This window comes from Sporosarcina thermotolerans (assembly GCF_030067815.1).
GTDB classification, from domain to species: domain Bacteria; phylum Bacillota; class Bacilli; order Bacillales_A; family Planococcaceae; genus Sporosarcina; species Sporosarcina thermotolerans.
In genome coordinates this window covers 1360168-1386517 of record NZ_CP125968.1, presented here as the reverse complement: position 1 = coordinate 1386517, position 26350 = coordinate 1360168, and the positions used below count along the sequence as shown (strand labels likewise).

33 protein-coding genes and 2 pseudogenes are annotated in these 26350 nt (G+C 40.4%); 11 read left to right on the top strand and 24 right to left on the bottom strand.

The window, feature by feature from the left end; genetic code table 11:
• Positions 1 to 100 precede the first annotated feature (100 nt).
• A complete protein-coding gene (locus tag QNH10_RS07885; RefSeq protein ID WP_283734150.1) occupies positions 101 to 439 on the bottom strand; it encodes a hypothetical protein in 339 nt (112 codons plus the stop codon).
• Between the two features lie 331 nt (positions 440 to 770).
• Positions 771 to 1214 carry a GNAT family N-acetyltransferase gene (locus tag QNH10_RS07880; RefSeq protein ID WP_283734593.1) on the bottom strand — a complete coding sequence of 148 codons (444 nt, stop codon included), beginning with the start codon at positions 1212 to 1214 and terminating at the stop codon, positions 771 to 773.
• A 727-nt stretch (positions 1215 to 1941) separates the two neighbouring features.
• Between QNH10_RS07880 and QNH10_RS07875 the strand changes: the two genes are divergently transcribed.
• The 3 genes from QNH10_RS07875 (at position 1942) to QNH10_RS07865 (ending at position 3307) form a co-directional block, all read left to right on the top strand.
• Positions 1942 to 2304: a YtxH domain-containing protein gene (locus QNH10_RS07875; protein ID WP_283734149.1), complete on the top strand. Its 363-nt coding sequence runs from the start codon at positions 1942 to 1944 to the stop codon at positions 2302 to 2304.
• Positions 2305 to 2472: 168 nt separating this feature from the next.
• Entirely contained in the window at positions 2473 to 3063 is a 591-nt protein-coding gene (locus QNH10_RS07870) for an HTH-type transcriptional regulator Hpr (RefSeq protein WP_283734148.1), read from the top strand.
• A 52-nt stretch (positions 3064 to 3115) separates the two neighbouring features.
• A complete protein-coding gene (locus QNH10_RS07865; protein WP_381428048.1) occupies positions 3116 to 3307 on the top strand; it encodes a hypothetical protein in 192 nt (63 codons plus the stop codon).
• Positions 3308 to 3348: 41 nt separating this feature from the next.
• On the opposite strand, the gene QNH10_RS07860 is transcribed toward QNH10_RS07865, so the two are convergent.
• Positions 3349 to 3447, bottom strand: a complete 99-nt coding sequence (locus QNH10_RS07860) for a YjcZ family sporulation protein (protein WP_283734147.1) — start codon at positions 3445 to 3447, stop codon at positions 3349 to 3351.
• A 144-nt stretch (positions 3448 to 3591) separates the two neighbouring features.
• Between QNH10_RS07860 and QNH10_RS07855 the strand changes: the two genes are divergently transcribed.
• On the top strand, positions 3592 to 4458 hold the full coding sequence (locus QNH10_RS07855; protein ID WP_283734146.1) for a peptidylprolyl isomerase: 867 nt from the start codon (positions 3592 to 3594) through the stop codon (positions 4456 to 4458).
• Between the two features lie 66 nt (positions 4459 to 4524).
• Here QNH10_RS07855 and yhaM read toward each other — a convergent pair whose 3' ends face one another.
• The 10 genes from yhaM to QNH10_RS07805 form a co-directional block, all read right to left on the bottom strand.
• The gene (yhaM, locus tag QNH10_RS07850; RefSeq protein WP_283734145.1) at positions 4525 to 5463 is read right to left on the bottom strand and encodes a 3'-5' exoribonuclease YhaM; all 939 of its coding nucleotides are present in this window, start codon (positions 5461 to 5463) and stop codon (positions 4525 to 4527) included.
• The gene (locus QNH10_RS07845; RefSeq protein ID WP_283734144.1) at positions 5460 to 8060 is read right to left on the bottom strand and encodes an ATP-binding protein; all 2601 of its coding nucleotides are present in this window, start codon (positions 8058 to 8060) and stop codon (positions 5460 to 5462) included. Before QNH10_RS07845 ends, yhaM begins: the two co-directional genes overlap by 4 nt.
• A 2-nt stretch (positions 8061 to 8062) precedes the next feature.
• On the bottom strand, positions 8063 to 8347 hold the full coding sequence (locus tag QNH10_RS07840; protein WP_283734143.1) for an ATP-binding protein: 285 nt from the start codon (positions 8345 to 8347) through the stop codon (positions 8063 to 8065).
• A 10-nt stretch (positions 8348 to 8357) separates the two neighbouring features.
• The gene (locus QNH10_RS07835) at positions 8358 to 9137 is read right to left on the bottom strand and encodes a metallophosphoesterase family protein (protein WP_283734142.1); all 780 of its coding nucleotides are present in this window, start codon (positions 9135 to 9137) and stop codon (positions 8358 to 8360) included.
• On the bottom strand, positions 9131 to 9574 hold the full coding sequence (locus tag QNH10_RS07830) for a metallophosphoesterase family protein (RefSeq protein ID WP_283734141.1): 444 nt from the start codon (positions 9572 to 9574) through the stop codon (positions 9131 to 9133). Before QNH10_RS07830 ends, QNH10_RS07835 begins: the two co-directional genes overlap by 7 nt.
• A 376-nt stretch (positions 9575 to 9950) precedes the next feature.
• Positions 9951 to 11171 (bottom strand): ABC transporter permease, encoded by a 1221-nt coding sequence (locus tag QNH10_RS07825; RefSeq protein ID WP_347178022.1) that lies wholly within the window; start codon positions 11169 to 11171, stop codon positions 9951 to 9953.
• Positions 11164 to 12063 carry an ABC transporter ATP-binding protein gene (locus tag QNH10_RS07820; RefSeq protein WP_283734140.1) on the bottom strand — a complete coding sequence of 300 codons (900 nt, stop codon included), beginning with the start codon at positions 12061 to 12063 and terminating at the stop codon, positions 11164 to 11166. Before QNH10_RS07820 ends, QNH10_RS07825 begins: the two co-directional genes overlap by 8 nt.
• Positions 12064 to 12176: 113 nt before the next feature.
• Positions 12177 to 12428: a DUF2178 domain-containing protein gene (locus tag QNH10_RS07815; RefSeq protein ID WP_283734139.1), complete on the bottom strand. Its 252-nt coding sequence runs from the start codon at positions 12426 to 12428 to the stop codon at positions 12177 to 12179.
• A gap of 19 nt (positions 12429 to 12447) precedes the next feature.
• Positions 12448 to 12759 carry a hypothetical protein gene (locus QNH10_RS07810; RefSeq protein WP_283734138.1) on the bottom strand — a complete coding sequence of 104 codons (312 nt, stop codon included), beginning with the start codon at positions 12757 to 12759 and terminating at the stop codon, positions 12448 to 12450.
• Positions 12760 to 12763: 4 nt separating this feature from the next.
• Complete coding sequence (locus QNH10_RS07805; protein WP_283734591.1) at positions 12764 to 12961, bottom strand: helix-turn-helix transcriptional regulator; 198 nt, start codon at positions 12959 to 12961, stop codon at positions 12764 to 12766.
• Between the two features lie 168 nt (positions 12962 to 13129).
• On the opposite strand from QNH10_RS07805, the gene QNH10_RS07800 reads away from it, so the two are divergent.
• Both QNH10_RS07800 and mgsA read left to right on the top strand, forming a co-directional pair.
• Positions 13130 to 13315 carry a YhzD family protein gene (locus QNH10_RS07800; protein WP_283734137.1) on the top strand — a complete coding sequence of 62 codons (186 nt, stop codon included), beginning with the start codon at positions 13130 to 13132 and terminating at the stop codon, positions 13313 to 13315.
• A gap of 124 nt (positions 13316 to 13439) precedes the next feature.
• Entirely contained in the window at positions 13440 to 13823 is a 384-nt protein-coding gene (gene mgsA, locus QNH10_RS07795; protein ID WP_283734590.1) for a methylglyoxal synthase, read from the top strand.
• A gap of 406 nt (positions 13824 to 14229) precedes the next feature.
• Here the strand turns inward: mgsA and QNH10_RS07790 are convergent, their stop codons facing one another.
• The 7 genes and pseudogenes from QNH10_RS07790 to QNH10_RS07765 form a co-directional block, all read right to left on the bottom strand.
• Entirely contained in the window at positions 14230 to 15009 is a 780-nt protein-coding gene (locus QNH10_RS07790) for an enoyl-CoA hydratase (protein ID WP_283734136.1), read from the bottom strand.
• A 125-nt stretch (positions 15010 to 15134) separates the two neighbouring features.
• A pseudogene (locus tag QNH10_RS07785) lies at positions 15135 to 16645 on the bottom strand (coproporphyrinogen III oxidase).
• 69 nt (positions 16646 to 16714) lie between these two features.
• Positions 16715 to 17062, bottom strand: a complete 348-nt coding sequence (locus QNH10_RS07780) for a YlbF family regulator (RefSeq protein ID WP_283734589.1) — start codon at positions 17060 to 17062, stop codon at positions 16715 to 16717.
• A gap of 12 nt (positions 17063 to 17074) precedes the next feature.
• The gene (locus QNH10_RS20560; protein WP_347178045.1) at positions 17075 to 17434 is read right to left on the bottom strand and encodes a DUF445 family protein; all 360 of its coding nucleotides are present in this window, start codon (positions 17432 to 17434) and stop codon (positions 17075 to 17077) included.
• Entirely contained in the window at positions 17320 to 18222 is a 903-nt protein-coding gene (locus QNH10_RS07775; RefSeq protein ID WP_347178021.1) for a DUF445 domain-containing protein, read from the bottom strand. Before QNH10_RS07775 ends, QNH10_RS20560 begins: the two co-directional genes overlap by 115 nt.
• A gap of 378 nt (positions 18223 to 18600) precedes the next feature.
• Positions 18601 to 19146: a DUF2441 domain-containing protein gene (locus QNH10_RS07770; protein ID WP_283734135.1), complete on the bottom strand. Its 546-nt coding sequence runs from the start codon at positions 19144 to 19146 to the stop codon at positions 18601 to 18603.
• A 98-nt stretch (positions 19147 to 19244) separates the two neighbouring features.
• Positions 19245 to 20081, bottom strand: coding sequence for a sugar nucleotide-binding protein (locus QNH10_RS07765; protein WP_283734134.1), 837 nt, complete (start codon positions 20079 to 20081; stop codon positions 19245 to 19247).
• Positions 20082 to 20326: 245 nt separating this feature from the next.
• Between QNH10_RS07765 and aepX the strand changes: the two genes are divergently transcribed.
• The 5 genes and pseudogenes from aepX to QNH10_RS07740 all read left to right on the top strand — a co-directional run bounded on the left by aepX (position 20327) and on the right by QNH10_RS07740 (position 24452).
• A complete protein-coding gene (aepX, locus tag QNH10_RS07760) occupies positions 20327 to 21229 on the top strand; it encodes a phosphoenolpyruvate mutase (RefSeq protein WP_283734133.1) in 903 nt (300 codons plus the stop codon).
• A gap of 5 nt (positions 21230 to 21234) precedes the next feature.
• A pseudogene (gene aepY / locus QNH10_RS07755) lies at positions 21235 to 22370 on the top strand (phosphonopyruvate decarboxylase).
• A gap of 5 nt (positions 22371 to 22375) precedes the next feature.
• The gene (locus QNH10_RS07750) at positions 22376 to 23491 is read left to right on the top strand and encodes a 2-aminoethylphosphonate aminotransferase (RefSeq protein WP_381428023.1); all 1116 of its coding nucleotides are present in this window, start codon (positions 22376 to 22378) and stop codon (positions 23489 to 23491) included.
• A 245-nt stretch (positions 23492 to 23736) separates the two neighbouring features.
• Positions 23737 to 24195: a YheC/YheD family protein gene (locus QNH10_RS07745; RefSeq protein WP_283734131.1), complete on the top strand. Its 459-nt coding sequence runs from the start codon at positions 23737 to 23739 to the stop codon at positions 24193 to 24195.
• Positions 24159 to 24452, top strand: coding sequence for a YheC/YheD family protein (locus QNH10_RS07740; protein WP_283734130.1), 294 nt, complete (start codon positions 24159 to 24161; stop codon positions 24450 to 24452). Before QNH10_RS07745 ends, QNH10_RS07740 begins: the two co-directional genes overlap by 37 nt.
• Positions 24453 to 24662: 210 nt before the next feature.
• Here the strand turns inward: QNH10_RS07740 and QNH10_RS07735 are convergent, their stop codons facing one another.
• From QNH10_RS07735 to QNH10_RS07720, 4 genes are read right to left on the bottom strand one after another with little or no spacing between them, the layout of a single operon-like run.
• Entirely contained in the window at positions 24663 to 24932 is a 270-nt protein-coding gene (locus QNH10_RS07735) for a hypothetical protein (protein ID WP_283734129.1), read from the bottom strand.
• Positions 24933 to 24943: 11 nt separating this feature from the next.
• Positions 24944 to 25891 (bottom strand): DUF2812 domain-containing protein, encoded by a 948-nt coding sequence (locus tag QNH10_RS07730; protein WP_283734128.1) that lies wholly within the window; start codon positions 25889 to 25891, stop codon positions 24944 to 24946.
• Entirely contained in the window at positions 25884 to 26048 is a 165-nt protein-coding gene (locus QNH10_RS07725; RefSeq protein WP_283734127.1) for a hypothetical protein, read from the bottom strand. Before QNH10_RS07725 ends, QNH10_RS07730 begins: the two co-directional genes overlap by 8 nt.
• Positions 26030 to 26206 carry a hypothetical protein gene (locus QNH10_RS07720; RefSeq protein WP_283734126.1) on the bottom strand — a complete coding sequence of 59 codons (177 nt, stop codon included), beginning with the start codon at positions 26204 to 26206 and terminating at the stop codon, positions 26030 to 26032. The genes QNH10_RS07725 and QNH10_RS07720 overlap by 19 nt, the downstream gene beginning before the upstream one ends.
• Positions 26207 to 26350: the final 144 nt, after the last annotated feature.

Here is a 26350-nt window from a genome sequence, read left to right as displayed (position 1 = left end):
TGTTCAACTATCGCACTCTCTTTTCTGGAATGGCATTAACACCATAAAACACCATTAAGTTCACTTCCTGCTTATTGCATTCATTGCGGTTTCTCTAAAATTAGGTAATCCTTTGTTTTGGAAATCGGTATTTCATTGGCAGTAGCAAAATCAAATAAATCATTAAATATATTCCCTTGATTGAAATTAGTGATACGAAGATTAAATCCTTTCTGTGTCTGTACAATTGCACACTTGTCTTTCCAATAATATTATCATCTGCTATCAAAATACCTTCATTTTCAGTTCCTGTAATATACCAGATGTAATCATCTTCTGTTGCAATCTCTACTATCTTCCCATCTGAGCTTTTTAGTTTTTCAATTGCTTCTTTTGCTGATAAATTATCTATCGGCAATGAAGGATAATATAATTTATTTACTAATATAAAAACTACCACAACAATTACTACTATGCCTAAGATAATTCCAACCCGTTTAAAGTGCAGTCCTTGCCGTAACTGCGCCCGTTTGCAGGACAATTAATCGCTTCTAATTTGTAGCGTTTATTAATGCTCCCATTAATTCCGTTAGGTTACGAAGGTAGCTAACAATACGGAAACTATTAAGTGCAAGAATTAATAATGAAATGGCGATTATAAACTTTAATAGTTTTTCCATGTGATACTCCTTTTGAAAACAAAATGTTATTATTCGAAGGATGTTAATTTGCAGTGCAGCAGTTATACATTAATGCGCCCGATTATGGAAATGGGTTCCATCTTCATATGCTCAGACATATTTTTCTGGTATGTACAACCGCATATAAAGATAACCATTCTCCATATCGTCTGTTATTTCAAAGCCTATGTTACTCCAAAATTTCTGTGCGGTTATATTTTCTAAATTAACTGGTATGGAAATTCTACTTGCACTGTATTCTTTACACAAATATTCAACACAAAGCCTAGCTGCTGCTGATCCATAACCTCTTTTTTGAAAACGGCTGTCTATCATAAAATTTATGATTTGGGGATTATTTTCGCCAATATACATTAAAACATAGCCCACCATCACATTATCGGCATAAATTGCAAAAGGACGTGAATCATCATAAAGCACCCACGCTTCTGCTAAAGACCACGCTACAGGGTCTACAAAGTCCACATTGGTATCAGTTGTTTGCAAGTTTAAACATTCCTCATAATTGTCACTATTAATCGTTCTTAACTCCACCAAAGAAATATCTCCTTCCAAACATAGCCAAGGATGTTTAATGTAAATAATTCAACTTTTGAAAAGTGGAATTGGCAAATAAATTTTAATACAACATTGAAATCCTAAAACTTAATGCTCCAATTGATTTTGAATCAGTTCTCCTTGATAATAGTCATTCATATAGTCGCATTGCATCACTTTATTATTATAACTCTATGCCACATAATGGCCCGATTGCTGAAAGACATCTTCTTGTAAATCTATTTTAGCACAAAACTCATTGTATCTTCCGACATTTCCAATTAATCCAGAATTACATTCAAGGAAGCCATTCCACTAACCAATTAGTAAACATTGTAACAATGCAATTATAGTGCGATTTAATATCGTTAATTGACTTAAACGATGATACAACAACAAAATGGGACATCGATTCAAGTCTGGATTGCGTCACCATATGTTATGCTTTTTACCGATTTCTCCTGGTGTACCGAGGTATCCATGTAAAAAGCAGATATCAGTTGATTGTAGCGGAAGGAGGCGACTCCTGCGGGGGTTAGCGCGAATGGTGAGACCCCGCAGAAGCGAAGCGACGAGGAGGCTCACCCGCGCCCCGCGGAAAGCGTCCGCCTGTAGCGCAAATCAACGGTGTATTAGATTGTACTTTTTTTATTTGCCGGAAACTTCTTACCATGTTTTAATTATAGTATAGAAGGAATACTATTTATTGAAAGGAGTGTAATCCATGAAAACATCTACATTTTTAGTAGGATTACTTGCAGGTTCAGTGACGGCTGCTGTCACTGTGTTATTTTCCACTCCACAGACGGGAAGCGAAATACGCTCGTCCGTTAAAAGCGCTTCAACTGACATGAAGCATAAATTGAATGACGTTAAAGTCAAAATTTCCGAGTTAAAGACTTCCATCTCGCATATGACGAAGGAAGCAAAAGAATTGGTGCCTGAAACAGTTCAGGATATCAAAGGATCAATTGAACAATGGCAACATTCCACTGAATCAAACAAACAGCGACTTGAAAAGAAAATACAAGCGATCCAGTCCTCTCTCGAAGAACTGGAACAAACAATTTCAAACCACCAGAAATAAGCAAAAAAGTTATCCGATCTCACTATCGGATAACTTTTTTTGTTTAGCTTGTAACGAAAAGCAACATTTATTTCTCACAAATAAGTATTTTTGCAATTCCAACTTTTTTATTTGAAGTTTTCCTGCTATAATGAAAATAAACACACTATTTAATCTTGGAGGTATTTTATGTCTGAACAAAAGTTTTCGCAAAAAGAGGCGATGATTTATAGTCAGCGTGTTGCCCAAATGTCAAAGGCCTTATGGAAGGCCGTCGAAAAAGACTGGCAACAATGGATAAAACCTTATGACTTGAATATTAATGAACACCATATCCTTTGGATCGCTTACCACCTCCAAGGGGCTACAATTTCAGACGTCGCTAAATTTGGTGTCATGCACGTATCCACTGCGTTTAACTTCTCAAAGAAACTGGAAGAACGGGGTTACCTCGAATTCTTTAAAAAAGAAGACGATCGTCGGAATACATACATCGCTGTCACAGAAGAAGGTGAAGTGGTCCTTCAAGAAATGAATGAAAACTACTATGATTCCAATCATGGAATTCTTGAAGGTTCACTCCCTATTAAAAGTATATACGGTAAATTCCCTGAATTTTTAGAAGTGATGTCGGTTATACGGAATATTTACGGTGAAGATTTCATGGAAATCTTCGAACAAGGATTTAAGCGAATCGACAGTGCTTTTGACGAAACAGATGGAGAATTAATTTCTGTAACAAAGAGGGAGCCAGAATTACAAGCTGTCGATGAAAAATAATGTCATTTTCGTTTGGCGTCTGCTATTATTAAAGAAGCGTTGAAGAGGAGGAATGGATTTGATCCTTGTCATTACAGTTCTATTTTCATTATTTTACTTATTTCAAATAAACAAAATGACATTTGCATTATGCCAATCTAGAGAAATTCCAGAAGAAAAGCAACCTAAAATATATCGAACGGTCAACATCCTAGTTACTATTTTAATACTGTCGTTCTATTTAGAGGTTCTATTGAAAGTATAATAAAAGTCCAACTCCCCTATTGGGAAGTTGGACTTTTCATCTTAGTACAAAAATGCAGCCCCTACAATAATCAACAAAATAAACAATACTACGATTAACGCAAACCCGGAAGCTCCTTGCCCATGGCTGAATCCACTCATTCGAGCACCTCCTCTCTATATGTATCCTATGCTGAGCAGATTTCGCGTTATAGGCAAACCGGAAAGAACCATTTTGTTTTATCTTCATGTTGTTTATATGATATAGTATCAACTGTCGTACACAAAAGTTAGGAGAGAATAGATATGAAAAAAACAGTCCTTGCAATGACGATGGCGGCTTCGGTTTTAGCCCTCGCTGCATGTAACAACGAAAAAGCAACTGATGATGAGGTTTTCGCAACAACAAAGTCCGGGACAATCACTAAAGAGGACCTCTATGAAGAAATGAAGGGTGCGATTGGCGCAACAGTATTCGAAAACCTTCTGCTTCAGCAAGCTTTGGAGAATGAATATAAAATTTCCGACAAGGAATTGAAAGATGAAATCAAAAAACAAAAAGAAGGATACGGCGAAAACTTCGAATTATTCCTTCAATCAAAAGGTATCAATGAAAGATTCTTCGAAAACCAAGTGAAGGCTGAAATGCTTCAAGGTAAATTGATTGAGTCGTTGACAGTAGATGAAGAAGAACTTGCAAAAGGCTTGGAACGCGCAAAAACTGAAGTCCACGCCCGCCATATTCTTGTGGAAGATGAAAAGAAAGCCCAAGAAATCATCAAAAAGTTAAATGAAGGCGGAGATTTCGAAGCGTTAGCGAAGGAATTTTCAACTGAACCAATTGCTCAACAAACAGGTGGCGATTTAGGTTGGTTCGGCCCAGGTAAGATGCTTCAAGAATTTGAAGATGCGACATACGCTCTTAAAGTTGGAGAAATCAGTGAGCCTGTGAAGACAAGCTATGGTTACCACATTATCGAATTGCTTGAAACACGTCCTGCTGAAACCGACAAAACTGAAGAAGAAATAAAAGCAGAACTTGAAAATCTTCAAAAAGGTGCTCAATTCGAAGCAAAACTTGAAGAATTGATCAAAGCTGCAGATATCGACATTAAAGCTGACGAGTTCAAACATGTACTTGATATGTACTTGCCGAACAAAGAAAATAAATAATAGTAAAAGAGCTCCAGATAAGTCTTTGACTTTCTGGAGCTCTTTTTTAGTGTCTAACTTCGGGTATCAGTCTAAGTTTGGCTTATAAAATGATCGATTATCGAGCGCGAAAACTCGCTCCGTAAATTCGCCATTTGCGGTTTTTGACATCACTCGATTGAGCATATTCATTTTCGCATCGATATTATCGATATAATGGAGCACTTCCGCCTCCATAAGCATTGGACGTTTCGGGCTTCCCCACTCCTCTTTACCGTGATGGGAGAGGACCATATGTTGAAGTAGCATTACTTCTTCACCGATTATTTCCAATTCTTCGGCCGCTTTTGAGATTTCATTGACCATAATGGTGATGTGACCAAGCAAATTTCCTTCGACTGTATATTGTGTTCCGATTGGTCCTGAAAGCTCAATCACTTTACCAATATCATGCAAAATGATACCTGCGTAAAGAAGGTCTTTATTCAAGGTAGGATACAATTCGGCAATTGCCTTTCCAAGCTTCAACATCGACACGACATGATCCAATAACCCGGATACGTAATCATGATGATTTCTTGTCGCTGCCGGATACACAAGAAAATCGGATTGATGTTTTTTCAATAAATGTCTGGTAATCCGTTGAATTTGCGGATTTTTCATCTCAAAGAAATACTGCATTAGTTCCTCATAAAGGGCTTCCTTGCTTTTTGCAGCTGAAGGGACTAAGTCGGATATTGACACGCCTTCATCTTCTTTTACCGGGCGGATGCTTTTAATACGAAGTTGGTTTTTGCCCCGGTACTCATGGACTTCTCCGCCAATTTTCACGATTGTCGCAGCTGCATATAATTTCTCATGATCATCGCCAGTATCCCAAAGCTTCGCTTCTATATCACCGCTCTTATCTTGTAAAATGAGGGTCATGAAAGGACTGCCCTGTTGTGTGATTCCTTTCGTCGATTGTTTAATGAGTAAAAAAATATCGACAGTCTCGCCGACTTGGTGTTCCATGATTTTTTTCATTTTATGATCGCCCCCTTGACGCTTCCGATATTGGAAACGGTAATAACTTTATCGTTTGTCCATTCTTCTACTATCTTATCATGACAAGTGAAGTAGATGAACTGATGCTTTATGCTTAACTGCTCCACAATTTTTTTCATGCGGGAAAGTCTTAATTCGTCAAAGTGGACAAATGGGTCATCCATAATGATTGGAAATGGTGCTGTCCTTTCCATTTCCACCGCCAACGATAGCCTTAACGAGATATATGCCTGTTCCTTTGTCGCCTGGCTAAGCTCGATAATCGGGTATCGCATTCCATCCCGTGATACCGCCTGGAAAAGGCCATTCTCCAGTATGGTAAGGGAAACATATTCCTCCCCGGTCAGTTCACGGAAAAGGCTTTCGGCCCCTGACAATACTTTAGGAAGTTTTTTATCCTTCAGATCTTTCATCATGCCTTTTATAGCCGTCACGGCCGTTTGACGAACAGCCCATTTTTTCGCAAGCTCGGCGAACTCAGCTTTCTTCAATTCGAAGACCTGCTGTTTTTGCTGGTAAGCATCATCCGTCAACAATTTTTCCGTCTCGATTTTCAATGTCGTCTTTTCCTGCACGAACTGATCCAGTCGGGCTTCTAATTCAAAAAGTTCTTTTTCCGCGTCCCTGATCTTCATCTTCAGCTCTTCCTCGGATAGGTCATAATCTCCCACTCGTTCTTCATGAACTCCTAATTGGGAATCCGTGTCTTCTAATTGCTTACCTAACCGGGCCTTCTCCTCAAAGTCAGTGTACGCCTGATAATATTGCTCTTCCGTATCAACACAAGCTTCTTTGAATAAATGATTTCGTTGTTCTTGCAATGACTCAATGATTGCATTTAGATCATTTCGTTCTGTAAGTACTATTTCCAATCGCTTAGATATTGTCGTGAAGGTTTGCATATCAGATTTTCTTCGAATGAACTCACTTCTTAACTTGTCATAAAGAGTATCTTCAGGTACTTCCAATCCAATAATGGATTCAATTTGTTCCCGTCTTTCCTGGATTTGATCTATCAATTGACCGTGTTTATCATTCAGTTCAAAGGATTCCCGATTAATTTCTTGTATCATCCGAGCCATCCCGAAGAATTCATGAAGAATACCCGAATTCGGAATCTTACGCATGCCATACGCAATGAAAAATCCACTTAAAGCTTCCTCAAGATTCTCCTTCTTACGTGAAAGATTTTCAAATTCAGTTTCAATTCCACTCATCTGCCGCTCATAAGTACGAGCGGTTTCGGTTAATTGACTATCCCTCTGACGGTAGGCAGCAATTTTTTCAGTTAGTCCCCTCATTTGATTCTCGTAGGCTGAATACGTGTCAACAAACTTTTGCATTTCTACCGTTTTCGAATCATCGGGTTGCTTTTTATTCCCAAATCCTAAAATAACAGCCGCTCCTGCGATACAGATGCCAATAATAACAAACAACCATTGCTTATCCATTAGACCGAACCCAATTGCCAAAATCGCAACGATGAACATTAATAGGAAAGGAAGGGAGTTCCCGCTCGTGCTCTTAGATTGGCTGAATTGAAGATAGGCTTTTGCTTCAGATAGGCGACTTTCGATCGATGGCCATTCATCCACCCGTTTCTGTTCTTCATCAGACGGGGGATTTTTCTTTAAGGCAAGCTGATCGTTTCTCACTTCACCAAGGGCATTCTCCAGTTGGGTAAGCTGTCGGTCGATATAGCCAAGCTGCCTATCAAACTCCGCAATTGTTTGCAGCTGATCGTATAAACTTTCTTCCTGATGGATGGATACATCTGCTTCAAGGATTAAATCATCCGTATCCAGACCAAGGCGGTCGAGCAACTGAAGCCTCTTTTCCTTTAAATGCCTTATTTGCTCACGGATCGTGCCTAACTCAGTGCGCCATTTATGCCACTCGGGTTCCCTGTTGAGTAATCCATCGATAGTCATGACTGTTTGATTGTCCGGACGATCTAACAATTGTTTATTCAAACCCTCGATTTCATCATTAAGTCCCCGCATCTTCGCTTCCATTTCAGTCAACTTACTTTTGACCGTTTCAAAACGTCTAATTCCATCTGCCGGAAAAACAACTTCCCCCAGACGATCCAGCTTGGTTAAAAGTGTCTGTTTTTGTTCGTGTAAAGGTAATAACTGCAGTTGGAGACCAAGCAACTGTTTCTGTTCACGAACTCTATCATATGCCTCTTTAGCATCCGTCCATTCATGCTCAATTTCGCGAATCCTCTTTACTTTAGGTGAGTAGTCAGATACACTTTCCTGTTCCTTTTTTAAATCAGCTTCCAAATCCTTTAATTCTTGAAGCCGTACGTTCATCTCCGGATTTCGTCCAGTCTTTTTGAATAAATCACCGATTTCCTTTTCCAACTTTCTTTCCACACTTAACAGTGAATCGATTCCGGTTGTTCCGGAAGCCAATAGCGTACGGCTTAACTCGATCTCGTCCATCCGTTCAAATCCTTGTAGTTGTAGAAGAGAGAATGAGAATACCGATTCAAATGAAGCACGGTCATACTGCCTGAGCAAGTTCTGCAACGCTTCTTCTCCGCCCTGTGATCCATCTTCGAAAATCACCGTCACATCTCCGGATGATTTCCCACGAACCCGTTCAATGATGCAATCACCGTAAACCTCGTCATGTAAATGGACTTGTCCCCATATTTCCCACCGGATTTCGGCTCATATCGTAGCTGTGCACTATTTTTTTGCGGATAGCCGAAAAGCGTCTGAACGATAAATTGCTGGATTGTCGTCTTGCCGGCTTCATTTTGTCCATAGATCACATTGACCCCGTCATCAAAGTCTATCGTTTTATTCTCATGCTTGCCGAAGCCATAAATAACGATCTTTTTGATCTTCACGATTTTCACCTCATTTCGCCGATGGTAACTCCTTTAACAGTAGCTGTTCAACATCCTCTTGTAATTCAGAGAGATCCTCTTCAGTAAACGCATCAAGATAGCGGATTGCCCGTACATGCTGGTATAGGTCTCCAAGTATATGATTCCATTCGTCGGATGACCAGTTCTCGACTTGACCGAGGACGGCTTCAAGAAGATTATTGCTGCTTTCTGAACGAACCAAGTTCTTAATTGTAATACGCTGCACCCAGACAAATGGCTCCTTGCCGTCGAACATTTCACGGATTGCCTCGAGCCATATTTCATCAGGGGACTGTGCAAAGAAGTCGGCTGTTTCCACGTCCATGATCATTATTGTCAGATCGACGATGGACGGCCCTTTATCTGAGGTGTATTCATTCAGAGCTTCTTCCGATTGGCGAAGCCATTCATTCGCATGGCGGATTCCACTGCATGGTATCTCAAGTTGTCCGAAATGGACAGCCGATGTTGGGATAAACGAAAGCGTAGTATCCGTTTTACTTAACTCGACCTCGTAAAACCCTTTTTCGCCCGTTTCATTTCGATGGCGGCCTTGGATATTCCCCGGATAGACAACGGGCGGATCAACGCTTAACTGCTGCCGGGTATGGATATGCCCGAGTGCCCAGTAATCATAATGCTTCGACTGTAGGTCTGATAGCGTGAAAGGCGCGTATACTGCATGCGATTCATTCCCCGCAACGCTTCCGTGCAACAGTCCGATATGGAAGGCGTGAGGATCCGTAGCGACAGGAAAATGATTCACCATTTCCTCACGCACATGCCGTTTAGGATAACTGAATCCATGTAGGATGACTTCCTGCCCCTGACGCTTAACGACACTTCTTCGATATTCTCCTTGAACTCGAAAACATTCGGAGGCATCTCAAACCGTGTCCAATTCCCGCCAAGATGATCATGGTTGCCGTATGTGATGAACACCGGAATTTCAGCTTCGTTCAGCCTCTCCATCCCCTCCCGGAATTTCTGCTGTGCGCGCAAGCTTCGATCCTCCCCATCATACAAATCACCTACTATGAGGATGAAATCCGGGTGGGTTTGCAAGGCGTGATCAATGAGCCGATTGAATGCTGTAAATGTACTTTCTCGCAGTTCATTCAAACGCTTTGGTGGTAGCCCCGTCATCCCTTTAAATGGGCTGTCCAGATGCAAATCCGCCGCATGTATAAATCGGATTGTCGACAACTTAAATGGCCTCCTTTCAAAACGAATATTTGTTCTAATTCTACCATATGGGGGAGGTTTATAGAAATAATCAAACGTGGGTGTGGGGGGGTTGCGGGGAAGCGAGACAAAGGTCCTAAAATGACAATATATCTTGGGAAATGATCAATATAATACGGGAAATGATCGATATCTTCTCCCAATTGATCGATATATCTCGGGAAATAACCGATAAAATCCGGGAAATGATCGATATCCTCGCCGATGACCGATAACTTCCCCGGAGTGACCGATAACTTTTAAATGCCATAAAAAAACCGCCCCGGCGTTGTTTTCATCAACGCGAAGCGGCTTTAATTTTATTCTTTCCCTAATTGAATCGCTTTTTTAATATCCTTTAATGAGCGAGATGGGCCATACATGAGGACTCCCCACGATAGACTCTTGCTCCGAACCACCCAAGGATGAAAATGGTAAATAGCATGATAGCAATCGCAAGTACTGGTTCCCACATCGGCAAACCTAAAACTCCTACCCGCAAGAACATGACAAACGGGGCGAAGAAAGGGAAAAATGATGTATATTGCACATAGGCTGCTTCAGGGTTGTTAAGACCAGTTGCAGCGATGATGAATCCAATTACGATAAGCACCGTCATCGGCATGATCATTTGCTGAACATCTTCCGTTCTGCTCACCAATGACCCCAATAATGCAGCAAGTGTCGCATATAGGAAATAACCTAAGACGAAGAAAATTGCTGCGTACACCAATGTACTCGGACTTACATTTTTCAAGCTGAAGATTTCTGAAAACCCTCCTGGTACTTCAGTTGCAGACGTTTTGAAAGCGATGAAACCTGTAATTCCGTAGATGATGATTTGCAAGATTCCAAGTGACCCGATGCCTAATACTTTCGCAAACATATGCTTTACAGGAGATACGCTTGAAATCATGATTTCCATTACTCTTGATGACTTTTCATTCGCAACATCCATCGCGATCATAGTCGAATACATAATAACAGAAATGTATATAACGAACATCAGGATGTAGACAAGTATTTGTGCAGTGATCAACTCTTCTTCCGATTTTGCAGAAGGTGAGACATTTTGCTGTTCAAATTGAATGGGTGTGAACAGTGTTTGGACTTCTGCGCTGGATAAAGCGAGCTCATCTGCTTTCATTTGAGTCTGTATCGATTGCAAAGCATCTTGAATGCGAGCTGGTAAATTGAAAACTATTAAGCTCATCGTTGTATAATTTGCATGGATAATGCCTTGTTCATCCAATGATAAGGAAAGGAAGGAATCGATATTCTTTGCATTTAATTCATCAGTAAGCTCAGCCACCGATTTTCCAGTCGCCTCGACATTGACTCCGCTTCCCCCCGCCTCAAGTTGCACCTTCAACTTGTCGACAAGTACTCCGCTTGAGTCAATGACTTGAAGGATTTCTTTCTCATCCTCACCTGACATATGTTGTACGGTATCTATAATTTTCGGCATGTTCGCAAGCAAGAAAATTGCCGCCATCATAATCAGAGTTGTGATAATGAAAGACTTCGCCTTAGCCTTCGTTGTAAATGATTGTTTGAAGATAATCCAGAATTCACGCATGTTCTTTCCCCACCTTTGCGATGAAAATGTCTTGCAAGGAAGGCTCTTCTATTTCAAAATGACGGATTGGCCCTTCCTTCAATGCTGCAGTCAATAATTGATTGGCCACACTTTCCTCTTCGATTTGGAAGACGGCCCCTTCCACTGAATGAGCTACCGAAATGACTCCTCGGGTGCGATCAAGACTTGTCAAATCATAATCAGATCGGATTCGCACATTTTGCCTTCCGAATGAACGCTTCACTTCACGCAATGATCCACTCACAATTTGTTCTCCTTTATGAATGATGCTTAGCTGTTCACATAGCTCCTCCACATGGTCCATCCGGTGGCTCGAGAAGAGGATAGTAGCCCCATTATTTCTAAAATCCACAATCGCTTTCTTCAACATTTCCACATTGACCGGGTCGAGTCCGGAAAACGGTTCGTCAAGGATGAGAAGTTTCGGATCATGCATCAGGGAAGCAATCACTTGAATCTTTTGCTGATTTCCCTTTGATAATTCTTCTACTTTTTTATTCAAATACTGTGGTACTTCAAATCTCTCAATCCAATACTTGATTGCTTTCTTGGCGTCCGCTTTACTCATTCCCCTCAGTTCACCAAGGAAGATGAGTTGCTCTTCCACTTTCATCTTCGGATAAAGACCGCGTTCTTCCGGCAAATAGCCGATTTCAGGACTTGTCGCGTATGAAATCGTTTTGCCATTCCAGGCGATCTGTCCTTTGTTTGCATTCAACAATCCAAGGATCATCCGAAACGTTGTCGTTTTACCGGCACCATTCGCCCCTAAGAAACCGTACATTGTACCTTTATCAACCGTTAAATTCAAATTATCAACGGCAGTAAAATTCCCGAACCGCTTTGTTACGTTTTCAAGTTGTAAAGCCATTATAAATCCCCTTTCCTATTTCCCACTATTTTGTACTACGTGATTACTTGACAAATAGTTTCATCAAATTCTTCTATTGTAAATCATCGCACCGATACCATATGAAATGAGCATCACCCCATATGCAGTTGCCAATAGGATAAATGCCAAATTCGGACCGTCAAAAATGAGGACCCAACCCACATGAACAACAGTGTAAGTAGTGTTATCGTCCAGGAGACCGTTCTCGCTTTTCCATGGACCTCCTGGTATCTTTCATCGAAGCGGCGTTCTTTGCTTCCCTTTTTGAAATAAAGGAAGGCAATCAGCAGTACGATTCCCGCACCTGTAATAAACCCCGATATGCTTTCGATTGATGGAATCATAGATATTCTTCCTTTCCGATTAATGATGTTTATTGACGATTGCTGCTCCTATCGCCCAGGAGAGCATATGAATGACCCATAGCGCAGTTAGAATGAAAAACGCCAATTTGGCCCCTTCGACAATCATCACGATGAACCACGCGATTATAATTGCACCGGTCATCACCTTCCAGGAGATTGACCTTGCGTGTCGATGGAGATTTGTATACCTTTCGTCAAACAGGCGCTCTTTCTTCGCTTTTTTCCTTACAAAAAACCAGACGATTGCCCATATGACCAATCCTAATGGTAAGCCAAGTAAAAAAGCCCAAATATCGAATCCTTCGTACATCTCTTCACTCCTCCTCCGGTTGGAATATATCCTCAATTGTGCAGTTAAATAGTTTTGCAATTTTAAACGCTAAGATCAGTGACGGATTGTATCTACCTTTTTCGAGCGAGATGATTGTCTGCCTTGAGACTTCCAGCTTTTCCGCAAGGTCATCCTGCGTCAATCCCATCTCGGTTCGCATATCTTTAATTTGGTTTTTCAGTTAAATTAACCTCCTTACATTGTAAAGGTCGCTTTACGTAAAGGTTACTTTACTATATGCAGAATGTCAAGCAACCTTTACAAATATTTTTTGTTAATTAAATGAATGACTATTCATTGATTATGGTTTCGTAGTATAATGGAGAAAACGTTCAAGGGGATGAATGGCTTGGGAACTTATAAATTGACTGCATATGAAAAAAATGGGGAATTGATTACCGAGGAAACTTTTACTGCAGAGAATGATGATTTGGCAAAAGAAAAAGGCCTTGCAATGCTTACAGATAAAAATCTTCTTGAGCAAACTCATCGCCTTGCTTCTCCTGCAGGAAAGTTATTATTGTTTCATAGCTGAGGAAATTCGAGTGGAAAATTTGGCTGCGCTTCGGACCTTGTGATACCCTTTAGATGTACAACATGATTGGGAGGCGCTGCCTGTGAAAATTGCACTCATAGCACATGACAAGAAAAAAGATGAAATGGTGAATTTCACGATTGCTTATGAGCATATCTTTTCCAAATACGAACTTTATGCAACTGGAACAACAGGTACACGCATCATGCAAGAAACAGGACTTCAAGTCCATCGTATGATGTCTGGACCATTAGGCGGGGATCAGCAAATTGGTTCGATGATTGCGACAGGCAAGATGGACTTGATCATTTTCTTCCGCGATCCATTGACAGCGCAACCGCATGAGCCGGATGTCAGTGCACTATTACGACTTTGTGATGTTTACGGAATACCGCTTGCAACGAATATCGCCACTGCTGAGTTATTGATTAAATCAGTCGAGAAAGGTTATTTCTCATGGCGCAATACTGCGGAAAAATACAAATCAAAAGGACCGGATCCCTCGTGAGGGAGCAGGTCCTTTTTTTCGTTGATCGATATGGATTATTCTGTGCGAAAGAATGGACCTTGAATCGAGAAGAATGGACCTTTAGCTCAAGAGAATGGACCTTAAATCGGGAAGAATAGACCTTTACGCAAAAGAATGGACCTTGGCGCGAAAGAATGGACCTTAAATCGGGAAGAATGGACCTTTACGCAAAAGAATGGACCTTGGCGCGAAAGAATGGACCTTAGCGCGAAAGAATGGCCTTGAATCGAGAACTCTTTCTGCATTAATGAGAACTCTTGCTGCATTAACGAGAAATCTTTCTGCATTAAAGAGAACTCTTCCAACATTAATGAGAACTCTTTCACTTTAAACGAGAACTCTTACCGCAATAACAGGAAGTCTCCCACATTTAATGAGAACTCGTTTACTTCCCTGCAAACTCCGGTTTCCGCTTCTCGACAAATGCCTTGATGCCTTCCAGATGATCTTCCGTCTGACGCATGGCGACTTGCTGTTCGCTTTCCATGCGTAAGACATTCTCCAGCTCGCCAATCTTTTGTTCATGCAGAATCTTCTTTGAAGCAAGCATAGCTGCAATTGGCGCCGATAAGAATTTCGCCGCAAGCCCCTCTGCAGCTTGACCGACAGCTCCGTCAGGAACGATTTGGTCGACAAGCCCTTTCTCCTTCGCTGCTTGACCGTTCAACACTTCTCCGGCCCAAATAAGTTGTTTTGCCAGTGGCACGCCGATTCTCTCTTTCAAGAAGAAATGGCCTGCACCGTCAGGAATAAGGCCAATTCCAATGAAATTCATCGCAAGTTTGCTATTTTCTTCTGCAAGAATGACATCGCATCCGAGCGCCATGCTGAAGCCGAGTCCAGCTGAAGCACCGTGGATTGCGGCAATTGTAATTTGCGGTAGTTCGTATAGCGCCTTTGCAAGACGTGATACATCGACCATGATCTTACCGATATCCATTGGCGACTCGGGATCGACCATTTTCTTAATATCGCCTCCCGCTGAAAATATCTTTCCCTCTCCTTGAATGATCAGCACTTGAGCTTCCGTATCCGATTTTAATGCTTCAAAAGCATCTGCCAATTCCTTCATCATCACGTCATCCATAGCATTCATGGCTGCAGGTCGATTCAACTTCAAACGAGCAAGCCTGCCTTCTTTCGTCAGTTCAATTGTAGAATACATATCGTTACACCCCTTCAATAAATGAATAGTCATTCACTTGATACTATTCGATGAAAGTCATGTAACTCCTTCTTTTGAAAAGAAAAACCTTGGCAGGTCGATCTGCCAAGGCGTACTCTCCACGATTATTCAACTTTAACAGCTTCCGGAAAAATCCTTTCCAAATGCTCGATCTTCTTCTCGATATATTCCTCGAACGTTAAAATATAAGCAGCTGGGTCTTTCGGATTTTGAAACTGAGTGATTTTACCGGTTGCCGACTCCATGAATTTACTTGAAGCACCACAGCCAATGCCGATAATCGTCTGAACTTCTTCCATGATGATAATATTGTACAAGCTCTCTTCACCCGGTTTTGCGTAGCCGACATTTTCCAAGTTTCCAAGGATGTTTTTTTGGCGGTACAAATAATAAGGCACATAGCCATTTTGCTTCGTCCACTCTTCGCCCAATTGCATCATCTGCTCAACCGTCTTCCGGTCAGCAACTTTATATTTATTTTTATTCCTTGTCATTTCAGATGCCCTTTTGAATGATAGGGCGTGGACCGTCAGTGATTCCGGTTGCATTTTCTCGGTTTCATTTAATGAATGCTGGAATTCTTCAAGCCCTTCATTAGGCAATCCGATAATTAAATCCATATTGATATTTTTCATGCCCATGTTTCGGGACAGCCAGAACTTGTCGATTGTTTCTTGAACGGAATGATGACGCCCGATTGCCTTCAACGTTTCATCCGTGTATGATTGCGGATTAACGCTGATTCGGTCAATTCCCCATTTTTTCAGGACATCGATTTTAGCTGGGTAATCGTATCGGGGCGACCTGCCTCGACCGTCACTTCCCGGACTTCCTTCATATAGGGGAATGAATCGTACATCGTCTGGTAAAGGGCGTCCATTTCTTCCGCCTCGATTGAAGTCGGGGTTCCACCGCCAAAATAGATTGTCGTGATCTTTATATCACGCTTCGTTAACCAACTCCCGATTTCGCGGATTTCTTCATGTAACCCATCCAAGAATGATTCAACACGTCCGTTTTTACGATGGATCGCATATGCCGGAAATGTGCAATAAGCGCATTTGGTCGGACAGAAAGGGATGCCGATATAAATGCTTACTTCATCCTTTAATTCATGTAAATCCGGGATGGCCCCTAACTGTACGCGTTCAATCGTCTCCAAAAGCTCGCTCTTCTCTTCTGAAATCCGATGCTTGTCCATTAAAAGCTGCTTGACCGTTTCACGATCATTCCCCATCTGACGGTATTTATGATAAAGCTTCATCGGTCGGATTCCAGTGAGGATTCCCCATGACTGTTTCATGCCAGTAAACTGCTCCAAAACCTCAAGGAATACATGTGAATAAATCCTTTTCAGCTGGCGGTTTTCAGTTTCTGAACCATCGCTTGTCTCCTGCTCAGTGAATGTGGCGCTGTATTCATTGTCGTCTTGTTTAAGAGTTGCGTTCCCGCGCAATAATCCGTCTTCATCCTTGTCGACGGATATATCAATATGAATCCCCTCTTCAGCGGGGTCGTTAATTACTTTTGATTGCTCAAAGAAAAGATTGGCGAGATGCGTGAACATCCTTATCCAATCTTGTTCGAAAGGTTTATCTACTATTATCTTTTGCATGTTTAACTCCATCTTCTATTTTAATTAAATAAAATATAACATAAAAAAACCGGCTGGGCCGGTTTTTCATCACATTTGCTCATATAACTCTTGTACAGGTCTCATCAATACGCGGTTCACTTCTTCGATCATTCCACTCAATCCCATTTCAGCTTGAAGCATTTGCATAATTTTTTCATTTTGTTGTGCAAGTTGTGCTGTTTTTTGAGCGTATTCTAATTCTTCACCCGCAATTTCCTCACCTTGCATCTGTTTTTCTTGAAGCGTCATTTGGATTTTCCGGAAGCTTTTGAACAGTTCCAATGCCTGCTCATCATTCTTTACAGCTTCAATCGCTTGTTGCACTTGAGCAAATTCATTGGTCTTTCGAAGTGTAGCTTCCAATTTGTTTAAGTCATCATAAATATTAACAGTCATCATTAATTCCCCCTACGATAAGTTTGTGAAAAAGACGATCAATCCTTGTACAATCCCAATTATACCGCCTAATAATGCACCAAGCACGGTAATCATTTTAAATTCTCTTCTTGAAATGCCAAGGACAAGATCTTCAAGAACGGAAACCGGGAACGTATCGACCTGTTCCTTGACGATTTCATCCAGTTTCAACTTCTTAAGCGACAACTCAAGTTGCTTTTCCGCTTGATTAAAACCGAAATCGATAAGCTTCGGAGTTAGATTTTCTGAAGTCCATTCGGATCCTTGTGGCCAATAGTCTTGGATTGTTTTATCCAATCTCGATTCAAGCGCCAGTTCCTTTTTAGCATATGCTTTGACAGAAGTGAACAGTCCTTCCCAGTTAAAATCGGAGAGCAATTCAGCTGTCGGCGTTTTTGAAGCTTCGTGAATTCTTTATCAATCAATGAATGGAGAAGATTAAAAGTTCCTGGAGCATTAATGAATTTCAACGCTTCCTTTTGCACCTTCTCAACGAGTGAATTCGAATCGCCGAAGAACATGCCCAAGACGCCTCCAAATGTTCCTTTCGACTCCAAGAAGTCATTGATCATTTTTTGAAACATCACTTTTCCTTCGGGGGAGTCAATATATTGCTCCGCACGATTAAGGATATATGACGTAACAGTCGGGATTTTTTCCTTCACTTGCTCTTGCCAGATCTTCGGGACGACTTCTTCAATTGTACCCGTCGTCAACTTGGCGCGTACATTCATGAGTTGCGTGTCGATGATTGCTTCCATTTTATTCTCGACGTTTTGCGCTAAATTGGAAACTCCAGCCAATTGCAACCAATCATTCAATGTCTTGTCCGAATGAAGAACTTGTTCCTCAATCTTGTTTTGAAGAAATGCCGTCGCCTTTTTTTCATTTTCAGGCGTAAGTAATTTGTTCCGGAACATATCAGGCGTTAATAAATAATTTGTGACGGTTTTCCCTAATTGTACGGCGAGTTCATCTCGGCGTTTTGGAATCAGCCCGGGTGTAAAAGGCAGCCGCCATTTACCGATATATTTTGCTTCATGAGGCCTGAATAGCATTTTAATCGCAAGGTGATTCGTAAATCCTCCGATCAATGCTCCGATAAAGGCCATAAATAGCAATGTCCATATAAAATCCAATCGCTTCACCTGATTTCTCATTCGTTCGGTTCCAATTATAACAGAATGTGATCATTTGGAAAAAGTATTCGTTGTGGTTATGAAACAGAGCATTAGTTTCAACTTATTGTTTTGTATACTTAATCTTACGAGTACGACGTAAAAAAGTTTCGAATAGAGCTATTTATTCTTTTTTCTTAAAACTTTCACCAAAGTTGTAAGTCTAATGGTGAAGGATTGCGGCAGTTACTATGGACCATGAACTCCGTTTAATGAATTTAGTTATTCTAATAATAAGAAGTTTGATTTCCACTTCAATAACAGAGTTACCTAAAACCAGGACACTTCATAATCAAAGCCGATTACTGTTAGGAGTAATCGGCTTAAACGGTATATAGTTCATTCAAAAAAATCATCAATAATTTCCACGACTTCAATCTTTCCGTTTATCAATAGCTCAGGAAGAGTGTTATGTTCATTGCCATGCCAATATTCCCTTGCTTGTTCTATTTTTTTTGAGAAAGGAACGCCGTCTTCTTTTGGTAGTAGATCCCCATCCCCTTCGAAATAACTTCCGGTAACCTTAAGCTTAACAATCTGCAAGACTTTGCGATTGAATGAATCAAATACTTGCCTCCACTTAAGGACATCCTCATAACTTTTCGCCGCATATAGGCAGGATAACCGTGATGGATATTCAGGGAATTCCTCAAGCCGTACCATTTCCACTATCACTTCCCGAATAGCTCTACTCGTTTGCCCTATAGACATAATGGCAACATCTGCATCTTCTTTTGTTAGATTCAGACCCTCACGTGTGTAGTGGCTATGAAGGATGTGTACATAATCTTCACCTCTGGAATTCACTATCTCCTTTTCAAAGAAGAAGCGGTATAAGGTGTTTTTTTGATTATCATCGAAATGGATGATCTGTCCAAGGTACATTTTATTTCTTGTTACAAGATGATACGCATAAAATTGTTTTTCCCCACTTTATTTGCCCCCATTTTCAGAAAGTCTTTTGTTAGCAGTCATGAAAATAATTATACTTCTCTAAACTTTGTTTTTAACAAAGTACTGCATTTTACAGTGTTTAAAGAAGTATCTAAAGAAACTCCCCTTTTCTTAGCTTCTTTTATTGGAATTCTATCTGGTTCAAGTAACGTATTATCCAATTTTAATTTTTCAGCCATCCTTAAAGAAAAGGTATAATAGCTTTCTTTTGTTTTTGGACCAACATGCAAAAATCCCGTGTAGTCAATAGACAACAGTTCAATTATCGCATTTGCAAGGTCTTCAACATAAACAAATGTTTTAAAAAGATTATCAGCTCTTTTATAAGGTTTATTGGCTAACAAAGCGGATTGTAAAGCCAATACCCTTGAATCCCAATTCCCCTTACTATCTTGACCGTACAATGGACCAGTTCGAACAACAATATAATTTTGATGTTCTTTCTGAATCATTTTTTCACCGTCTAATTTAGCATTTGTATAGCTTGATAGTGGGTTTTGGGTATCAAGATAAGAAGGTGCAGCACATTCATCAAAACAACCTTCCCCACTTGAAAATATTCCATCCGTCGAAACGTAAATCAACTTTGTATGTTGATCCATCATATTTAACAGTTGTTTTAAACCCGTATGTATTAATGTCTCTTCGTTAACAGTACCCATCACAGTCCAAATGACAAAATCAGGGTTATAATTCCTGTAAATTTCACCAAACTTTTTCTCATCATTAATATCAATATTGTATAAACTTTCTATTTCTGATGATTTGCTTGTCCCCAATATCTCCTTGAATCGATTATCTTTTAATAGATTATGATAAACATGACCACCAAGAAAACCACTTGCTCCTAAGACAAGAACCTTCATAATTCCCCCCTCAACTTCCACAATTATTTTGACGATTCTATTTATAGAAGGTTGCATGGCACACAGTTAGATTGAAGAAACTAAAACTTTACTCTTGATAATCTATCAATAATAAGAGTCTTCATGACTTTCACCTCACGAAGATAATCCTTTTGACGTTGTGCCCTGCCAATTCACAAAATTCTTACGTATGTTAATAAAGGTAAATAAATAAAATTAAAGCAGACCCAAGGTAGGGGATAGTCATGAAGAAAACGACCAAATTAAAAAGTTTACTGAATTCACCACAACTTGAGTACTTAATGGAGGCTCATAACGGTTTATCTGCAAAAATTGTAGAGGAAGCCGGGTTTAGAGGGATCTGGGCTAGTGGACTTTCGATATCGGCGTCCATGGGTGTTCGTGATAATAATGAAGTTTCATGGACGCAAGTAGTAGATATTCTTGGGTTTATGAGTGATGCAACGACAATTCCTATTCTCTTGGATGGGGATACAGGCTACGGAAATTTCAACAACGCCCGAAGGTTAGTTATGAAGCTCGAACAAATCGATATAGCCGGTGTATGCATTGAAGATAAACTATTTCCAAAAACAAACTCTTTTATAAACGGAACAGCTCAGCCCCTTGCACCGATTGAAGAGTTCTGCGGGAAAATAAAAGCGATGAAAGACACTCAATTGGATGATGATTTTGTAGTTGTCGCGAGGGTTGAAGCTTTTATCGCAGGTTGGGGAGTAGAAGAAGCCCTTGCTCGGGCGGAGGCCTATAGGCAAGCTGGAGCCGATGCGGTTCTTATTCATAGTAAAGATTCCGACTTTGCCCAAATTGAAGATTTTATGAAAGTGTGGAAGAATAGGCATCCAGTTGTGATTGTTCCTACAAAATATTATTCGACGCCAACTTCTGAATTCGTAAAAGCAGGAGTGAATGCAATCATTTGGGCGAACCAAAACTTACGAGCATCGATTACGGCTATGCAGGACATTTCAAAGCAAATCCATAAAGACGAGAGTCTTATGCAAGTTGAGAATTCAATTGTAAATGTTGATGAAGTTTTTAGACTACAAAATGCAGAAGAACTTCAAATAGCGGAAAAGAAATATTTGCCTTCCGCTACTCACCCATCACAACCGGAGACGGAGTGATTTTTTTGTTGAACACAAGTGCATTTGGAAACGAATTGAAAAAACTTGGTTTTGACTTTTACAGTGGAGTCCCCTGTTCATTTTTAAAAAGTCTTATTAACTACGCTATCAATGAGTGTAACTATGTTGCTGCTGCGAATGAAGGCGATGCTGTCGCGATTTGTTCGGGGGCGTACTTAGGAGGACATAAATCAGTTGTTCTCATGCAAAACTCGGGACTTGCGAATGCTGTTTCCCCTCTTACCTCTTTAACCTTTCCATTTCAACTACCCGTGCTTGGGTTTGTTAGTCTGCGAGGAGAACCCGGTTTGATCGATGAACCTCAGCATGAATTAATGGGACAAATCACACCTCAATTGTTAGACCTCATGCAAATCAAATGGCAGTATCTATCAAGTGATTTTAACGATGCAAAGGCACAGCTTGAAATAGCTAATGAGTGGATCGAGAAACAACAACCATTTTTCTTTGTAGTTAAAAAAGATACATTTGAAAAGGAAAACATGAAACTTGAGGAACATTCCAACCATAAAAATAAGATTAAAATCGAAAAAACCTCCTCAGATGAACTACCAAGTCGAATGGAAACGTTGAACGTGATCAATCGATGCAAAGATGAGAAGACCGTGCAGTTAGCCACAACTGGTAAAACGGGCAGAGAACTGTATGAAGTGGAAGATGCCCTGAACAACCTGTACATGGTTGGTTCCATGGGGTGTGTCAGTTCACTTGGATTGGGATTAGCTCTTACACGAAAAGAACTCAATGTAGTTGTCATGGATGGAGATGGTTCATTGCTGATGCGAATGGGAAGTCTAGCAACAAACGGTGCCTATCAACCCGAAAATATGCTACACATCCTTTTAGATAATCAAACCCATGATTCAACTGGAGGGCAAAGTACCGTTTCTCACAATGTAAACTTTGTAGACATTGCGGCCGCTTGCGGGTACGAAAAATCAATTTATATTCATAGTATAGAAGAACTCGAAAATGAAATACAAGAATGGAAAAAGACAAAAGGTCTCTCTTTTTTTATATTAAAATTGCAAAAGGATCTAAACAAAACTTAGGTCGCCCAAACGTTACGCCTCGTGAAGTGAAAGCACGACTTCAAAGATTTATAAATGAAAAAGGATGAGCAGCATGCGAAAAGTGAAGAGAAACATTTTATTAAATCCCGGTCCCGCCACGACAACCGATACGGTTAAATTTGCACAAATCGTCCCAGATATTTGCCCCCGTGAAAAGGAATTCGGTGAGATTATGCGATTCATATCTTCCGAACTTACGAGCATCGTTGCAGATACGGAGGACTATACAACCATCTTGTTCGGCGGTTCCGGTACTGCTGCAGTGGAGTCAATCTTGAGTTCAGTCATGAATGACGGGGTCATCATCATCATTAATAACGGAGCATATGGAAAACGAATGTGTGCAATTGCAGAAGCATACGGACTAGATTGGGTTGAGTATGTAAGCCCATTAGATCAACCGATTCAACTCGATCAATTTCAATTATTCATTCAAAAATTAGCGCAACCTGCCTCCTATCTTGCTGTTGTGCACAATGAAACAACAACAGGCTTATTAAATGATATTGAATCACTTGGGGCAATTTGTAAGGAAAACAAGATGACAATGATGGTAGATGCCATGAGCTCGTTCTCTGCGATTCCAATTGAAATGAGTAAAATGAACATCAGTTACCTAGCAGCGAGTTCCAATAAAAACTTGCAAGGTATGGCAGGTGTCTCTTTTGTTGTAGCAAAAAGAGATGAAGTAGAGAAAGAGAAAAAGACAAAGCCAACGAATTATTACTTAAATCTATATGCGCAATATAAACATTTCAAGCAAACAGGTCAAATGCGGTTCACCCCGCCTGTTCAGACAATGTATGCGTTAAAACAAGCGATCCAAGAAGTAAAAGAAGAAGGCGTAAAAGAAAGATACGAACGCTATTCTCAATGTTGGGAAACGCTAATCGCTGGCATCAAGAAACTTGGATTACATCATCTTGTCGCTGCCGAGCACCATTCAAAAATTATTACCGCAATCGTCGAGCCTGCATGTGAGGCATATGATTTTGATAGCATGCATGATTATTTATACAGAAACGGCATAACGATCTATCCTGGAAAGCATGCCAATTTGAATTCCTTTAGGGTGGCCAATATAGGTGATTTAACGAAAAAAGATATTGAGCATTTCCTAACCTTATTGGAAACGTATCTTCAACATATAGGTTATTCTGCGAACTAATTGGATAAAAACACAAATGACCTCCGAACAAAGGAGGTCATTTGGCTGGTTGGAGTTTTATATAGACAAGCGCCTAAGTATCCCCCTCCTCTTCATACAACCTTTCCTAGATATCCAGAAACAATTATTCCGTATGCATAGAATAGAAAAGAGCAGGGAAACAACAGCGGCCACCTAAAAGGAGATTGGTTGGACAATCAGGACGAACGAAAAAGCAAAAAAAACTACGAAATGAGGTGGTTTATATGAAGAGAGCAATGGGGAAATGGGAGCAAAATGTATTATTACAGCAATATCCATTTGTCGCAAAACATATTCCGGAAACGCTTCTTTACAGTGAAAGCAATTTGGATTATTGTTTAAAACGCTATCAGTCTGTCTACGTGAAACATGATACGACGGGCCAAGGCAGAGCAATTTTAAAGATTCACAAAAGTATCTATGGGAACTACTACGTAAATGGAACTACAATTCAAGGAACACCCATACGAAAATCCCTTCCAAAGGTTAACGAAATTCAGCAGCTTCTTCATCCATTTATAAAGCTTGGCAGAGAAAGCGGTCTCTATATTATTCAAGAAAATATCCATAGCTACAACCAAAATGGACAGCCTTTTATTATTCGGGTTCATGTTCAAAAACTGAAAGGCAATTGGGTGATTGGCGGATGTACGGAGCAATCAGCACCACCCAAACCGGCCTAACGACAGAAAACGGGATTGTGAATACCCATAGGGGCGCAAACGTAGTGACCGTTTCCGAAATATTATCAGATACACCAATCAAACTTCAAAAGGAAATAGTAAAGAAAATAGAAGAGATTGCAATCCAAGCAGCGATGGTAATCCATTCCGCTTTGCCCAATAGAGAGTATGGAATTGACTTCGGGGTCAATCAAGAGGGGACACCTATATTTGGAAGTGAATACGACACCAAGTATCCGCTCATTTGCGCGAATTGAGGATAAGGTAATTTGGAATCGAATTGTCAAGATACGAAAAATGCAAAATGAATCAGGTGAAACTTGAAAGTGTTAAAAGTATGCCGTCGGCAAATGGGCGCTATGAAACAGCATTAACAGTGTGCTTCCTTAAGGAGATAAATTTTCCACAAGGAAGCACAACTCTATTAACCCTATCTATAATAGGTATTTCACGAGTTGAGAAGGTCCTTATTTGTCCTCATTTTCAGAAATATTTTCGCTTCCAGAAATGAGCATTATTTTCTTTTCGATTTCGTCCACAATCGTATTCGTATCTGCATCTCCATAATAACGGACGAAGATGACTCCTTTTCCTTTGGAAGCAAAGATTTTCTTCATATCCGCTTCTTCATAGACAATTAGCCGATCAAGATTAGGATGGTTCATCTCCACGTAATCCTCTTTATTTTCATCAAATTGATACCACTTCACCAAGTCAGCGATGAGACTGTCTGCCATCGTTGGAATCGTTAACTGATAGACCTTTGTATGTACACTTGGTGAATATCGTCCGCTGCCATCGCTCCACATTTTTCCTGGGACAAGTCCGCCTTCATCTGTCTCATATTGCACTGGCGCAAATGGACCCCACTTAAAAGTATATCGATTCCCCAGTCGACTCCATCATCCATGTATCCTAACTCGTCACGAATTAAATCTGGATTTCGTTCAATGTCCGCCAACCTGACAATAGGCAAGTCAATATTCTCTTCAGGCAATGTTTCAGTCGTATTTTTAACGAGTTGAACAATGGGGATCACCGCGCTTAATCCGATAATAATTGTAAAAACTACAACGAAAGCAGAACGCAGGCGATCGCTACTTTTCCAAGTTGCATGACGGTTAATCGGCTTTCCTTCCATGAGATTCTTTCGTAATGTACGAATGGAGAAAGATGCCCGAAGAGAAGTGTAAGCTGTATATCCGATGAAAGCTGCGAGAATGGTTTGTTGAATTGCCCAACCTTCTATAAGAACATAAATCGGTGTTCCTTCCAAAAACCAAATCGCACTCAGCATTCCAATCATAAGGATTGTTGCCACACCCGTGAAAAAGGCATTGCCCGCTAATTTGTTGTCCAGTTTCTCTATCGTATATGATTGTTCCGCGGAATCTGTATGTAGTTCTGGTGCGTTTACCTCTACTGGTGAAGAAAAAACGTAAAAGAATTTATCCCGCGTTACATAATCCCATCCACTTTCAGCATACATTTCCAACTGATCATCAGAAATTTTCCGGTCGATTGAGATGTCAATCCGATATTTCATTTGTTTCGGTTCACCTTTTTTGAAAGAAATGAACATTCTCCCCAACTTTTTTAAATGAAGACCTGCTGCAGCCATCTCTTCAAACCAGTTTTCATGCTCTCCGATCCGCCAATAATCATTTGGTCGAACTTTGTAAACCGACTTACCCATTTTCATACTCACCTTCTTCTATCATTTTTCCGTCCGCGATTTGAGACTTTAGACGATTGAACTCCACCCGTAAGGCAACTTTTCCTTCTTGTGTAATCTCATACGTTTTTCTTCTTCCATCCTCTTCCGCCAAAGAAATCAGACCGTCTTTTTGCATGCGCGAAAGCACGCCATATAGTGTTCCGGCCCCATTTTTATTCTCCCGTCAGAAACTTCACTAATTGAATGCATTAATTGATAACCATGGTTAGGATTCAATAATGCAAGAAGTACATAGTACATCGCTTCAGTCATCGGTCCTCCTGTATATGTCACATCTTGCCCTCCTTTCTGAAGCTATTACGTATCACGATATATCGTATGACATAATAGTATCTATATTACTTGTTTTTGTAAATAGAAAAATCCGGCACTTTGGCAAATTAAAAACAGGTGAGAACGTACAGACACAATGATCTG